The following is a 13,326-nucleotide window of genomic DNA, read 5'->3' as shown; positions in this document are numbered from 1 at the left end:
AGATTCATGGGAGTAAGTGGCCAGCCGTGCCCGGTTGGGAAGTGTCTGGGGTATTCGTTTTGGAGGACGAATTCGATAGACTTGTACGTACAGCAAACTGCGTTGTCATTCCATATTCCCACTTCTTTCAGAGTGGGGTAGCCGTAAGGTGTTTAGAAGCTGGTGTACCGATTGTCGCTCCCCGCCACGAGCATATTGAAGGTTTATATGGAATTGATTGGCCAGGTATTGTAGACACCGAGGGAGATTGGCCCGCAGCTGTCCTACGAGTTCAGCACACTACTTCCGGCGAGCTTGAGCGCCTTGCGGAGAGAGCTCGGAACACTTCGGACGCCGGTTGGTCGAAATTAATGGATGTGGCCGTGGGTGGGGATAGAATTAGATGAGAATTTTACACGCAAAAGCCACCTTTATCCGTATAAGGCGCCGGCTTCGGGACCGAAAACACTCCATCGCACGTGACCACTACTTATCGCGACCCTACTTGCGTGGACCACGGTGGTTGCACTTTTCCGCCTCGCAAACTTCCTTCGATGCCGGGGGGGTAATGAAGACTTGAGTGGGAAAGAGAAGAACAGTTGGGTATGCCGCAGGCACTCTCCGGGCCCCGATTCGCATAGGCTCGTCTGATCAGATTTTATGCTTGATGGGAGGTGAGGAAAATGTCGAAAGATAGCGTGCAAAAAGTCTTGATTCTTTGGGCTGACCAATATAGCTCGAACTTAGGAGTCCAAGCACTCGCGGAGGGGACCCGCTGCCTAGCTAACGTAATTGCGCCCGGTGCTGAGATTGTGTTCCGGAGTTACGGACACGAGGAGGACCGTCGCCTCAGGCTGGGCGCGCGAACGATCGGATCGGCGCTCGTCGGCGCTAATCCCGAACTTCGCCGTTGGTTAGCACAGTTCGATTTGGTGATCGATACCGGAGCGGGCGATAGCTTCGCAGATCTTTACGGCATCCGGCGCTTGGCTGAGATGAGCGCGTTGCGCAAGCTGATTTCCAACGTAGGTGTCCCATTCATAATGGGACCGCAAACGGTAGGTCCATTTCAGCACTGGATTTCGCGCGTACTGGCGCGTGAATCCGTACGGGGCGCATCGGCGGTCATTGCGCGGGATTCGACTAGCGCAGAACGCGCATCGAGCATCTACGAAGGTAAGATTGCCCTAGGGTCTGATGTCGTATTTCTGCTTGACCAGCCCGAAATGGGACCGAGTCTCGATGTGGTGCTGAACGTGTCCGGCCTCCTTTGGAATAAGAATCCTCACGTGGATTGGAAGTTCTATAGGGAATCGACTTATCGCTTCGCGGATGCCGTGCAGTCGCAAGGCCGCGGTTTGGCGCTTCTTGCTCACGTCATTGATTCTCCATCTGCTGATAACGATCTTCACGCTGTCGAGGGCCTGCGGGGGGAGTTGAAGGGCGACGTCGAGGTAATTTGGCCCGACTGCCTCAATACTGCGAGAAGTGTCTTGGCTGGGGCGAAGGTTGTGGTTGCCTCTCGAATGCACGCGGCGTTGAACGCCCTGTCGACCGGCGTTCCAGCAGTTGCATGGGCATACTCAAGGAAGTTCGAACCACTGTTGAGCGATCTCGGTTGGCCACACCTCCACGATCTTCGGTCCCTTGACCCGACAATCGTAGACAACACGCTGGTAGTTCTCGACGAGCTCATTGCAGGAAGAAGCGAGGTCGATCTAATTAGGGAGAAAGCCCGCAATCGGTTCAATCGGATAGAGAGTCATCTGAGCGTTGAGGGTGTGAAATGACGATACTTAGGCGGATGGTCGATATTGTGAGGGGATTCCGCCTGTATGTCGCTTTCATCACCGGACGAATTCCAAATCATAGGTTTCGGCTCTTGATGTATCGCTATATATTTGGGGTGAAGATTGCCGAGGGCGCATCCGTACATTGGCGGACGGTGTTCTTTGCGCCTGAAGGAGTTGAAATTGGGTCGAATTCTATCGTAGGCAACGACTGTTTTCTAGACGGACGAAGAGGCATCAAAATCGGGTCGAACGTCAATATCGGTGGGCATGTGCAAATTTACACTCTCGAGCATGACCCGAATGCGCCTGATTTCGGGACGAAGGGCGGTGAGGTCGTCGTAGGCGATCGCGCATACATCGCAACGAGGTCGACAATCTTGCCTGGTGTTCGCGTCGGCGAAGGAGCAGTTGTTGCCGCAGGTGCGGTTGTAACGCGCGATGTGGAACCATTCGTGATGGTCGGTGGCGTTCCTGCCCGACCTATCGGCGGTCGGCAGAGCGATCTAGCGTACGAACTTGGTTATCATATGCCATTTCAGTAATATTCCGGCACGTGGCCCCGCTGTGGTGGCGTCGAATATGAGCATGATTGCAGTTCTTTCGAGCCCGCGGCCTCGATCGCTTCGGTACGCACACAAATCGCTGTATGGGAGGACTAACGTGCGGGATGGCTTGCAACGGTCGGTCGATCGCGTTGTGCGGAATGACAACTGTACGGGATGCGGTGGTTGCGCGCTTGTGTCAAGCCGTATCACGATGACGCTCGGCGATGACGGCTACCGAAGGCCCGTTGTGGCGAACGATGTGAAGGCCACCGTCCAATCGAGTCGCCGTGAGGCTGAGTTCTTCAAGGCTGTATGCCCGGGAGTTCGAATCGTTGCGCCGCGTCGGGATGGGCGTGAGTATCACCCAATTTTTGGAAGTTACGTCTCTGCTTGGCAGGGTTGGGCGTCTGACGAGGAAACTCGCTACTCGGGCAGCAGTGGTGGTGTGCTGACCGCCTTAAGCTCCTGGTTGGTTACAAGTGGACGGCGCGCGAGTGTGACTGCGAGTGCGGCAGATTCGAAAGATCCGAAGCTTACTCGCCCAGTTGTGCTAACTGCGAGCGATGACTTCACTATCGCCTCAGGTTCTCGCTACGCTCCAGTATCGAATATGGTGGCTTACGACCCGTATTCAGAGTCTTCCGTCCTAGTTGGAAAACCATGCGAGGTTTCCGCGGCCGCCCGTCTCAGCTCGGAGTTGGGTTTGGAGAGATCTGAATCCCCACTCTTGCTCTCATTTTTCTGTGCAGGAACTCCGAGTCAGAACGGTACGGAGAAGTTGGTGGCACTGATGGCGGAGGACCCGGAAGGTGTCAGTGACGTTAGGTATCGCGGGAACGGATGGCCGGGAGACTTCACGGTCACGACCGCATCGGGGGATGCCTTCAAAATGTCGTACGACGAATCCTGGGGCCATCACATTGGCAGGGATATTCAATGGAGGTGCAAGCTTTGCGTAGATGGAACTGGCGGCGACAGTGATATAGCAGTCGGTGACTATTGGTACGCGGATGCGAACGGGTACCCCAAGTTTGATAACGCGGACGGAAATTCCGTGATTCTCGCGCGAACATTACGAGGACACGAACTGCTAACAGCGGCGGCATCGCAGGGTGTGGTGGTAATTGCTGGAATAGATCTGGATTCGGTTGCTAAGATTCAACCTCTGCAGGTGGAACGAAAGGTAACCCTAGTGGGCCGTTTACTGGGGCGTTTGGTGAGCGGAAAACGGGTGCCGGTCTACCGGGGTTTCGGTCTGACTCGCCTTGCAATGGGGCGACCGCAGCAGAACCTGCGAGCAATGGCGGGTACTGCAAAAAGGTCGATTAGCCTCCGCCGTTGGAAGCGACGATCGTGAGTCCCGCTTCTGCCGGAGTTAATAAGCTTAGGACTATCTATGGTTCTAATTCAGTGTCACTCATAGCGATAAGTAGGGTTGGAGCCACTGTCCTGACCTTGCTGAGCGCTCCGATTATCGCACGCGCAATTGGGCCTGCGGGGCGGGGTGAAACAGCTACAGCTTTGGCGGCCTTCGCGCTAGTGCCTATCATTATTTCTCTCGGCGTACCGCTCGAAATAAGAAGGGCGTCGGTCAAGGGCAATGATGGTCCGATCATTCGTGCCGCTCGCGACATATGTTTAGTGCTTTTTATTCCGGCAGGTTTCATCTCGGCATTGCTATGCTACTTCATATTCGCTTCAATGCCTCAGTCTGTACTTCTTGTTGCTGCCGTAGGAGTGCTGGCGGCGCCGCTGACGGTGAGTTGGCTATGCGACCAAAGTGTGTTGATCGCGCGAGAAAGCTATCGTGGTGTGGCCGTAATGCAACTGTGTCAGCCTTTAGTGTATGTAATTCTCATATTCGCAGCCATGGTCGTGAATAGAATCTCAGTTGCTTTCGTGCTCTCTGCCAACCTTGCAGGAACGGTGGCCACGTTTTTTCTCGGTTTATGGCTTTGCCGGGCCTCATTACGAGGCAGCCGGCGGAATCGACGGTCGGTGCTGCGGGGTGGTGTGCGTTATTCGGGAAGTGCAATTGCTGAAGCCGCATCCAACCGATTTGACCAGCTCCTGATTCTTCCGCTGATCGGTGCATATGGTGCTGGTTTATACTCTGTCGCGGTGACGATCAGCGCTATCCCACTGAGCATTGGGCACGCTCTAGGGGCCCACTTCTTCAACACTACTGCGCGCGCGAGTAGCGATCTGTTGAACTCGGTATCCAGTTTCGCACTACGTGCTGGCTTCGTTGCATCCGCAGCATTCTCATTGGCCCTATGCGCCGTCGCACCATTTTTGGTTCCGCTTGTGTTCGGCCAGGACTTCAGTGCCTCTATTCCCGCCGTTTTGGTGAGTCAGTTTGGTTCCGTCGCGATGACAACTGCTTATGTGGGCTCCATGGTGCTAGCTGCTCAGGGAAAGGGGTCACTTATGACTGCTGCTCAGTTGATGTCACTCGTCACCGGGCTAATCGCGCTTTATGCGTTAGCCCCTCGTTTTGGTGCCGTCGGAGCATCTATGGCATCAGCTTTAGGCTACGTCGTGCTGCTGACTGTCGTTATATGTGCCCTAAGAGTGCGGTTAAGCGCGCTCATTCCTAAAGTCGGCGACGTTCGGAGCGTAATCTCCACTCTGCGTTAAGCGCTAGAAAAAAGTAACGTTGATTCGAATTCGCAAAAGACGATATTAAGCGCAGACTGAGTTGTTCCGCGGCAGGCGCTTGGTAGCTCGAAAACCTTCACTCATTTGGTGGTCTTTTGTGCGATCGATGGTGATTTTGTCCACCGGAGTTAGACTTCACGTGAAGAAAGCGAGGTTTACGCCGAATGGGATTGCAATTGCGTAAACGCATAATGTCGATTCTGAGGATTTTATGGCCAGGGCTCTGGCGGGATCTTGTTCTAAATTCTCTAGTCTCATCAAGTTTCTTCCCAAAGCCTCTTCGCCCGTACGTCATGCGTGCGTATGGCATGAACGTCGGGAGGTGTTCAATCTCGCCGAGTGTTTGGTTTGGGAGTGCTCGGATTTCAATTGGCGACGGTACCTTCGTGAACTATAATTGTATGTTTAATACCACTGCGAGGGTTGTGATTGGTTCGAACTGTGATATCGGTATGGGGGTCTTATTTGTGACGAGCAGTCATGAATTGAATGGGAGTCAGCGTCGGGCGGGGCAACCTTACGCGGAGGAGATAATTGTCGGTGATGGGGTTTGGATCGGAGCACGCGCCACCATCCTTCCTGGAGCGAGAATTGGAAACGGTGTAGTGATCGCTGCTGGTGCCGTCGTGCGTGGCAATATTGAGTCCGACGCGATTTACGCCGGCGTACCCGCTAGATTGATCAAAAAGTTGTCCGTTACTCGCGGCGGCGCGTAATCCGAGTTCGTGCGGGTTGTTATTCTAGTGACAGCATTGAGAGTCTCAAAATAACTTCGAACATGGCAAGCCGAGTACCGGATCGTTTGGGAAGTAGTCCTAGTGTCAGGAGCTACACGAGAAAAGCATCGGATGTTTTGTCGACTTGCGACCAACGTTTATTTTTAGGTCGGTAGTTGGCTACGTGTTTCGATGTTGTGCCCTCATTGTTGATTAGATGCTCCCAAGGCACGGCGTCTGCTCACATCACGCCGTCCGGCCACGCGGAAAGGCGGCGATGCACCGGGGCAGACCCCACGGAATTCTCTTCACTCGCGATTATTATTGCTGCGTGGCACCGAAGATTTGGTTCCGGTCACGTCGAGAAGCGTAGTTTCGTAAGTGCTGCAGACGTTACGCCATGAATAGTGAGTCTCACCGCGGTGCCTAGCGGCGGTACTTAGTTCCTGCTGTAGCGAGCGATTAGCCAGCAGCTGGTCGATCTTTTCGGCGATATCTGCTGAGTGCGGTTGTGCGAAAATCGCCGAGCCTGCAAGAACCTCGCGATTGAAGACAGTATCGCGTGCGACAATAGGCGCACCGCAGGCCATAGCTTGGACTAGTGCCGGATTCGTGCCACCAACACTATGTCCATGAAAGTATGCGCCTGAATGTTGCCAAAGCGAAAACAGACGCTGGTCATCGCTAACATGTCCGAACCAGTGGATCCGTTCATTCCTCGCGGCGAGATTGGCGACCCGATCGTCAAGGTCACCGCCGTATCCGGATGAGCCCACGATGGCTATGTCCCATCGCTCGCTGAGGTGTTCGGCGGCGTCGAAGAACTCGACAACCGTATTTTCAGGCACAAACCGTGCAACCATGAGCGCATATGGGCGCCCTGCTAACTCGGGGACAGGTTCAAGAGGACCCGGGTCGGTGCCGCCGTACGGGATGAATATGCCATCGCGCTTGAACCCTGCCGCCCATCTCCGAGCGATTTCTTGGGAGTCGTACACCAGATTGTCACCGAACTTGGCGGTCAGCCTCGCTCCGCCGCGAAACACCGCCTTCGCTTGCTTACCCCACTTAGCGCGTTCCCACTCGATCCCGTCTACGTTCACGACCGTGGGAATGCCTCTTGCCCTGAGGAGGGGAAGCCAGTACCCATTCGCAACATTCATGACCAGTGCCACGTCGGGGCGATGTCGAGCCGCATGCACTGATGACGTCAGACCATATGAAAGAGTGCTGAGCGATTTACTTTCCACGCCCCTGGTGACGATTGCGTGTACCCGGGGATCATGATCTGGCGTGTCTTTTTTCGTAGAACCATCTCGGCCGTAGACGGTCACGTCCCACCCCTGGTCTGCCAAATAGGGAGCCAGTTGTCGCACCAGCGTCTCAAATCCGCCATAAAAGCTGGGGTAGCCACGAGTTCCGATTATCGCAACTGATTTGCCCACGAAGGTTGTCCTTTGGTCGGTTCGTAATCCGTGCGCGGTCATCCGCGGACTTCCGGTGTCGCAAAGCGGTTGGCGGGACGCACAGCATCTTATTACGGCGATTCCACCTACGCCCGACTGAACCCACCCCGTGGGCGCGCGTCCATCAAGTTCATGGCGTAAACTCGCTTCCAGCCCGTGGATTCGTCTCGGCAGCATCGCAGCGCTGAGCTTAGCTGGCGTGTATCGCATTCGAACTTCGAGGGGACTCTATGCGGATTGTCGTCACCGGCGGCGCCGGCTTCATCGGATCGAATTTTGTTAACGCGACTGTGCGAGATCGCCCGGACGTCAAGGTCACCGTGCTGGATGCGCTCACATACGCAGGTTCTCTCTCGTCGCTGTCGGCGGTACGAGAATCGATCGACTTCGTCGAAGGCGATATCACCGATGTCGGCTTGGTCGACGCGCTGGTTACGGAGTCGGACGCAGTTGTCCACTTCGCGGCCGAGTCGCACAACGACAACTCGCTCGCGGATCCATGGCCATTCCTTCAGACGAACGTGAGCGGCACCTACTCCCTGCTTCAAGCGGTGCGGAAGCACGACGTTCGCTACCACCACATTTCGACAGACGAGGTGTACGGCGACCTCGCGTTGGACGATCCAGCCAAGTTCACGGAGCAGACCCCCTACAACCCATCCAGTCCCTATTCGTCCACAAAGGCCGCGTCGGACCTGCTCGTCCGGGCGTGGGTGCGATCTTTCGGTGTGCGGGCGACATTGTCGAACTGTTCGAACAACTACGGGCCGTACCAACACGTGGAGAAGTTCATTCCGCGGCAAATCACCAACATCCTGAACGGTGTGCGGCCCAAGCTCTACGGTGCCGGTAAGAACGTGCGCGACTGGATCCACGTTGACGACCACAATTCGGGAGTGTGGCGCATCCTCGAGGCAGGGGAGATCGGCCGCACCTACCTCATCGGTGCGGACGGCGAACTCGACAATCTGTCAGTTGTTCGGATGATTCTGGAGTTGATGGGCAAAGACCCCGATGACTTCGATCACGTCACCGACAGAGCCGGGCATGACCTGAGGTATGCCATCGACTCGTCCACGTTGCGCACCGAGTTGGGTTGGGAACCGCGGTACACCGATTTTCGGCAGGGCCTGCAGGCCACTATCGAGTGGTACCGAAACAACCCCACATGGTGGGAAACAGAGAAGCACGATGTCGAGGTTCGCTACGCGGCACAGGGGGCGTGAAGGTGAAGATACGACAGTTGCAGGTACCGGGCTCGTGGGAGATCACTCCGGAGCAGTTCGGGGACGCCAGAGGTGCTTTCCTCGAGTGGTTCAAAGGGTCGATTTTCGAGGATAGTGTCGGGCATTCCCTCAACCTGGCCCAGGCAAACTGTTCGGTGTCGGCCGCCGGGGTCCTGAGAGGAATTCACTTCGCGGATGTGCCGCCCGGACAGGCGAAGTACGTGACCTGTGTGCGAGGCGCCGTACTCGACGTCGTCGTCGACATACGAATCGGATCACCGACCTTCGGCACGTGGGACTCGGTGCTGCTCGATGATGTCGACCGGCGCGCGATCTACTTGTCCGAGGGACTAGGCCATGCATTTCTTTCGCTCGAGGACAACTCGACCGTGGTCTACCTGTGCTCCACGGGGTACACGCCGGGCGCAGAGCACGGTATCCACCCGCTGGATCCAGAGGTCGGGATCGAGTGGCCTATGAAGACACGGGCAGGTGAGCCAATGAAATTCACGCTATCAGACAAGGACGCTGCCGCCCCGTCGCTGCACGAGGCTGTACAAGCAGGCATGCTGCCCAGCTACGACGAGGTGAAGGAGTGGGTCGGTGGTCTCGCTTAACGAACTGGGCAACTCGGGAAGCGCCTCCGGTGCTCCAAATGAGTCCCGAATGAGAGGCATCATCCTTGCAGGCGGATCAGGTACTCGCCTTCACCCGATCACCATCGGCGTCAGCAAGCAATTGGTGCCCGTATACGACAAGCCGATGATCTACTACCCGCTCAGCACACTGATGCTGGCCGGCATCCGCGACATCCTCATCATCACCACCCCTCACGACGCAGAACAGTTCCAGCGGCTCTTGGGCGACGGCTCCCAGTTCGGTGTCAATCTCAGCTACACCATTCAGAAAGACCCCAACGGACTTGCGCAGGCCTTTGTGCTGGGTGAGCAGCATATCGGCCATGGTCCGGCGGCGCTGGTCCTCGGAGACAACATCTTCTATGGGTATGGGCTCGGACAACAGCTCGACCGGTTCGACCAGTTGGACGGTGGCTCGATCTTTGCCTACTGGGTGGCCGATCCCTCCGCGTATGGAGTGGTCCAGTTTGATGATCGTGGCTATGCGCTGTCGCTCGAAGAGAAGCCGGCAACACCCAAATCGAATTACGCGGTGCCGGGGCTCTACTTCTATGACAACGACGTTGTCGACATCGCGAAGAACCTTCGGCCGTCGGACCGAGGGGAGTACGAGATCACGGATGTGAACCGCGCCTACCTCGAGCAGGGGCGTCTCAACGTCGAAGTTCTCCCCCGTGGGACAGCCTGGTTGGACACCGGGACCTTCGACTCGCTGCTCGAGGCGTCGAACTACGTGCGCACCATAGAGCAACGGCAAGGACTGAAAATCGGCGTGCCCGAAGAAGTCGCGTGGCGGCAAGGGTTCATCTCCGATGACGAATTGGGTAAACGGGCAGAGGCGCTGCTCAAGTCCGGCTATGGTTCGTATCTTCTGCAGCTTTTGGACCGTGGACGCGCCACACCTTAAAGCGTCCGGGAGAAGCGACTCCCGTTGCATCCCGGCACTTTCTTCCACACGGCGAGCTGAAAGGTCAGGGCCTAGGCTGAAGCCGTGCGACGGTGGAGAGGGTTTGCGGTAAGCCTGGTGTGTGCCCTCGTCCTTGCGGTCGCGGGGGTCGGAGTAATCGGCTACTTCGTGTACACCGAAGCGCGCGTCGACGACGTCGAATCCGTTGACGCCATCGTCGTACTGGGCGGTGAGCACGACGGGCGTGAGCAGTACGCCATGAGTCTCGCTCGGCAAGGCGTATCCGAGAATGTCGTTCTGTCCAACGCTTACTGGACCGGCGATAAGCAAATGGCCGCCTTATGTGCTACCACGGATCCACAGTTCACCGTGATATGCCTGCCACCGGAGCCCAGTACTACCCGCGGCGAGGCGATTTTGACTCGCGACCTGGCGGTCCAGAATGGGTGGAGGAGCGTGCTGGTGATCAGCTGGCGCTACCACCTACCCCGGGCCCGCTATATCTTCTCCCAGTGCTTCGACGGGCGAATTCTGGTGCGGGACGTGCCGCGCCGGTACGACTTTAGCCTGGCCGAATGGGAATATACCTATCTCTACCAGACGGTGGGCTTTGCGAAGGCAGTTCTTCAGGGTGAATGCTGACCGAGTGGTTCTAGCGAAGGCGTCCTGGGACCTTCTCGAATGCAATGCTGCTGACGTCCGCCAAAATGTAACCCAGAATCGCCATCGATACACCCGCCAGAACTGTCCACGCCGCCAGTATCGCCTTGCGACGCCACGGCTGTTGCGGAGCCCGGTCCACCACTGACGCGACCACAGCGGTGAAGGGTACGACGGAACCAAGAAGACCAACGCCCACCAAGGCGTAACCGTCACCCTGACGCCCGGAAGCAACGACGATGCCCAAGACAGCGCAAACGGACATGGCGAGTGCCACGGTGAGACGACGTACTTCTACGGCCGGGCCGACCACGGTAATGGCGAGGTAATACAGCACCGCTCCCAAGGCACCACCCACGGCTACCCACCATCCGAAGTGAGCCGAAGTTGAAACGTTCACCGGGACAACCGCCCTACGCGCGCACCCGCCATTGCCGCAGCCAGCGCGGCCAAGGGCGTGACCAGGAGATACACCACGCCCACACGGGGAGACGTGAGCGTGACGCCTTGCACCGCGAAGAAGCTGAACGTGGTGAAGCCGCTCATGACACCGAAAAGCAGGAAGGGTCGAACCAACGCAATGGGGCCGTGCGCGCTGGCCGGAACGACACCGAACAACAGTCCGAAGGCGAAGCAACCCATCACGTTGATCGCGAAGGTGGTGAACGGAAACTCGTCGATATCATCAGGCCACCAGCGCCACACCTGATAACGCGTTGCGGCGCCCACCGCGCCACCCGCCATGACGGCGAGCAGCGTGGCGGGCCGCAGCTTCGTATCGATCGCTCAACCTCCGCAGACGGGAACGTTGACGGTCACCGGCGGATCATCCACCAACGGCTGGACAGGCACGCGAGCCTCACCGGGCACGGTCGGTTCCGTCAGCTCGTACTTCACCTCGGTCGTGGCGCCCAAACGGATCGGGACGAGCGTGTCGAACACCGGATGCCCCAACTCCTTACCGGTGAGGAACATCGTCGGCTTCCCGTCGATGGTCACATTCCGGAGCTGCGCGCCCTGGGTGGCGAGAAGCGACAACGCAGACACATTCGTGCCCTTAGGCACGTTGAGGGTGTTGATGAAGGTGCCCGCCACATAGTCGGGAAATTCCGCAGAGGGCACGGTGTTGGTCAATCGCACCGTCACCGTGGACCGTCGTGTATCACCCTCACAGCTCTCCGCCGTGTAGTCGATCTCGCGCGTCAGGTAGTAGTCGAGCTTGCCGCCCGCCTGGTTGTTGATCACCACGCCGGCGAAAGGGGCAGGGTCTTCGGGAACAGTGTGCCCGAGCGGGGTGCCGGCCAGTACAGCCTGCTCGTCCGCGTGCGCGCTCCACACTGCGATGCGTCGCTCACTCACAGCGCGGCCCAAAGCGTCGAGCAACTTCTGCGGTGATGTGATCTGGCCGGTCATCTTGTCGATTACACGCGCGGCGACGGTCTGCAGATACTGCTTACGCGCGTTGTTGTCGTTCGCGAAGCGGACATAGGAGGTGGATTCGGTGAGTTCGACGACGTTGTCGGCGTTGATCACCTCGCCGTCCGGCATGGTGACAGGTCCGATGGCGCCGAGAACATAGCTCAGGGCTACCGGGTCGGTGGCGATGGCACCATCTACCTGCTCACCCGAATCCTGCGCCCACAGCGATTTCCAGATCTGCGCGGCGTACGGGAAGTGCGAGCTGAGATTGCTGTTGCGCGAATCCGTGGTGGGGCGGCTACGTCCGTACTGGGCGGCGAACTCCGGACCTAGATCGAGCGGTTGACTATTCATCGGCAGGTCGGAGTTGCGGCCCAGGCTGTCTACCCGCGCCACCCCGTCGTTCGCGCGAACGACGCCGTATCCGCCCAGCAGGCCACCGGTACCGCGAGCCTCAGCGTTGGTCTGGAAAGCCATGAAATAGCTGCGGGGGCCGTCGGCACCGAGCATGCCCGGTGCGATTTCAGCGGCAATGGCGGTATTACCAAGAAGTTTCGCCAATTCTTCGGTTTGTACCTGAAGTTGGGTTCTGGCATCGATAACAGCGTCGAGGTACGCAGGCTCAGAGATATTCTGTGCCTCGATATCCAATTGCTCAGCGGCAGCAGCTGTCTCGCCGAGTACGGGGGCGGCATCCCGGAGCGGCTGCAGGTTTACCTTCCCGCCGGCGGCGATCAACTCATTAGGGGCCAAGGAGGTTCCTGCGGCTACCGCCGGTGTGAGCACCTCCGACGTGAGACCCCTTACGACGGCCGAGATTTGCTGCGACGTTTCGAACGGGCTTCCCAGCCACGGTACGGCCGCCGCGACGCTCCACGGGATCGAGTGGGTGTTGTCGAAGGCACGGGACGCGTACTTGTCCGCATCCGCCGACGAACGCTCCGCGTCAACTGGATTACCGTCCAGTAGGGCGTCTTTCGCGCGCTGCGCGTGCTGCCGAGCCTCGGTCAGATTTGCCTGTGCCTCGCGGGCGGTGTAGCCGAGCCAGGCCCCGAAAGCCACCACGACCAGGGCCGCAACTGAGCCGCCAGCGATAATTCGGCGCCGTCGTTTGTAGGCTTTGCTGCGCACCGTGGTGCGCTTACGTACACGCCTGGGGGCGTCTGCTGGGCGAGTCGCGTCCTGGGGGTCAGGAATCTCGTCTCCCGATGTGCCCGTGACGTTGTCATCCATGCAGATCGGCTCCTGTCTAGTCGGTGGGGTGAGCGTAGCGTGAAGTGCGATGCTCGTCCGACCTCAGGTAGAGGACAGCTCTT

At 57.9% G+C, this 13,326-nt stretch carries 13 protein-coding genes; 9 read left to right on the top strand and 4 right to left on the bottom strand.

The window, feature by feature from the left end; genetic code table 11:
- Positions 1 to 662: 662 nt before the first annotated feature.
- From CBI38_RS24280 to CBI38_RS40635, 5 genes are all read left to right on the top strand, one after another.
- Positions 663 to 1,769 carry a polysaccharide pyruvyl transferase family protein gene (locus CBI38_RS24280; protein WP_109332892.1) on the top strand — a complete coding sequence of 369 codons (1,107 nt, stop codon included), beginning with the start codon at positions 663 to 665 and terminating at the stop codon, positions 1,767 to 1,769.
- 14 nt (positions 1,770 to 1,783) lie between these two features.
- Positions 1,784 to 2,314 carry an acyltransferase gene (locus tag CBI38_RS24275; RefSeq protein WP_204164814.1) on the top strand — a complete coding sequence of 177 codons (531 nt, stop codon included), beginning with the start codon at positions 1,784 to 1,786 and terminating at the stop codon, positions 2,312 to 2,314.
- A gap of 37 nt (positions 2,315 to 2,351) precedes the next feature.
- The gene (locus CBI38_RS24270) at positions 2,352 to 3,674 is read left to right on the top strand and encodes a Coenzyme F420 hydrogenase/dehydrogenase, beta subunit C-terminal domain (protein WP_335743603.1); all 1,323 of its coding nucleotides are present in this window, start codon (positions 2,352 to 2,354) and stop codon (positions 3,672 to 3,674) included.
- A gap of 53 nt (positions 3,675 to 3,727) precedes the next feature.
- Positions 3,728 to 4,957, top strand: a complete 1,230-nt coding sequence (locus CBI38_RS24265) for an oligosaccharide flippase family protein (protein ID WP_162603278.1) — start codon at positions 3,728 to 3,730, stop codon at positions 4,955 to 4,957.
- A 185-nt stretch (positions 4,958 to 5,142) separates the two neighbouring features.
- Positions 5,143 to 5,694 carry an acyltransferase gene (locus CBI38_RS40635; RefSeq protein WP_109332889.1) on the top strand — a complete coding sequence of 184 codons (552 nt, stop codon included), beginning with the start codon at positions 5,143 to 5,145 and terminating at the stop codon, positions 5,692 to 5,694.
- A gap of 308 nt (positions 5,695 to 6,002) precedes the next feature.
- On the opposite strand, the gene CBI38_RS24255 is transcribed toward CBI38_RS40635, so the two are convergent.
- The gene (locus CBI38_RS24255) at positions 6,003 to 7,139 is read right to left on the bottom strand and encodes a glycosyltransferase (RefSeq protein ID WP_109335321.1); all 1,137 of its coding nucleotides are present in this window, start codon (positions 7,137 to 7,139) and stop codon (positions 6,003 to 6,005) included.
- Between the two features lie 251 nt (positions 7,140 to 7,390).
- Here CBI38_RS24255 and rfbB point away from each other — a divergent pair, with 251 nt between their 5' ends.
- The 4 genes from rfbB (at position 7,391) to CBI38_RS24235 (ending at position 10,573) form a co-directional block, all read left to right on the top strand.
- Positions 7,391 to 8,386, top strand: a complete 996-nt coding sequence (rfbB, locus tag CBI38_RS24250; RefSeq protein WP_109332888.1) for a dTDP-glucose 4,6-dehydratase — start codon at positions 7,391 to 7,393, stop codon at positions 8,384 to 8,386.
- 2 nt (positions 8,387 to 8,388) lie between these two features.
- The gene (locus tag CBI38_RS24245) at positions 8,389 to 9,003 is read left to right on the top strand and encodes a dTDP-4-dehydrorhamnose 3,5-epimerase family protein (RefSeq protein ID WP_109335320.1); all 615 of its coding nucleotides are present in this window, start codon (positions 8,389 to 8,391) and stop codon (positions 9,001 to 9,003) included.
- Between the two features lie 49 nt (positions 9,004 to 9,052).
- Positions 9,053 to 9,931, top strand: coding sequence for a glucose-1-phosphate thymidylyltransferase RfbA (gene rfbA, locus CBI38_RS24240; RefSeq protein WP_109332887.1), 879 nt, complete (start codon positions 9,053 to 9,055; stop codon positions 9,929 to 9,931).
- 84 nt (positions 9,932 to 10,015) lie between these two features.
- Positions 10,016 to 10,573, top strand: a complete 558-nt coding sequence (locus CBI38_RS24235; protein WP_109332886.1) for a YdcF family protein — start codon at positions 10,016 to 10,018, stop codon at positions 10,571 to 10,573.
- A 10-nt stretch (positions 10,574 to 10,583) separates the two neighbouring features.
- Here the strand turns inward: CBI38_RS24235 and CBI38_RS24230 are convergent, their stop codons facing one another.
- The 3 genes from CBI38_RS24230 to CBI38_RS24220 are packed head-to-tail and all read right to left on the bottom strand — an operon-like array spanning position 10,584 to position 13,243.
- Complete coding sequence (locus tag CBI38_RS24230) at positions 10,584 to 10,949, bottom strand: hypothetical protein (protein ID WP_109332884.1); 366 nt, start codon at positions 10,947 to 10,949, stop codon at positions 10,584 to 10,586.
- 38 nt (positions 10,950 to 10,987) lie between these two features.
- On the bottom strand, positions 10,988 to 11,335 hold the full coding sequence (locus CBI38_RS24225) for a FluC/FEX family fluoride channel (RefSeq protein ID WP_109332883.1): 348 nt from the start codon (positions 11,333 to 11,335) through the stop codon (positions 10,988 to 10,990).
- A 42-nt stretch (positions 11,336 to 11,377) separates the two neighbouring features.
- A complete protein-coding gene (locus CBI38_RS24220) occupies positions 11,378 to 13,243 on the bottom strand; it encodes a DUF4012 domain-containing protein (RefSeq protein ID WP_109332882.1) in 1,866 nt (621 codons plus the stop codon).
- Between the last annotated feature and the right edge of the window lie 83 nt (positions 13,244 to 13,326).

The organism is Rhodococcus oxybenzonivorans (genome assembly GCF_003130705.1).
Taxonomy (GTDB): domain Bacteria; phylum Actinomycetota; class Actinomycetes; order Mycobacteriales; family Mycobacteriaceae; genus Rhodococcus_F; species Rhodococcus_F oxybenzonivorans.
The sequence above is the reverse complement of the archived record's forward strand: the minus strand, read 5'-3'. Positions and strand labels throughout refer to the sequence as shown.

Bases quoted from the DNA above. Each gene is read 5' to 3' on its own strand.
- CBI38_RS24280 (WP_109332892.1), top strand. From the start codon at position 663: ATGTCGAAAGATAGCGTGCAAAAAGTCTTGATTCTTTGGGCTGACCAA.
- CBI38_RS24275 (WP_204164814.1), top strand. From the start codon at position 1,784: ATGGTCGATATTGTGAGGGGATTCCGCCTGTATGTCGCTTTCATCACC.
- CBI38_RS24270 (WP_335743603.1), top strand. From the start codon at position 2,352: ATGAGCATGATTGCAGTTCTTTCGAGCCCGCGGCCTCGATCGCTTCGG.
- CBI38_RS40635 (WP_109332889.1), top strand. From the start codon at position 5,143: ATGGGATTGCAATTGCGTAAACGCATAATGTCGATTCTGAGGATTTTA.
- rfbB (WP_109332888.1), top strand. From the start codon at position 7,391: ATGCGGATTGTCGTCACCGGCGGCGCCGGCTTCATCGGATCGAATTTT.
- rfbA (WP_109332887.1), top strand. From the start codon at position 9,053: ATGAGAGGCATCATCCTTGCAGGCGGATCAGGTACTCGCCTTCACCCG.
- CBI38_RS24225 (WP_109332883.1), bottom strand. From the start codon at position 11,335: ATGGCGGGTGGCGCGGTGGGCGCCGCAACGCGTTATCAGGTGTGGCGC.
- CBI38_RS24220 (WP_109332882.1), bottom strand. From the start codon at position 13,243: ATGGATGACAACGTCACGGGCACATCGGGAGACGAGATTCCTGACCCC.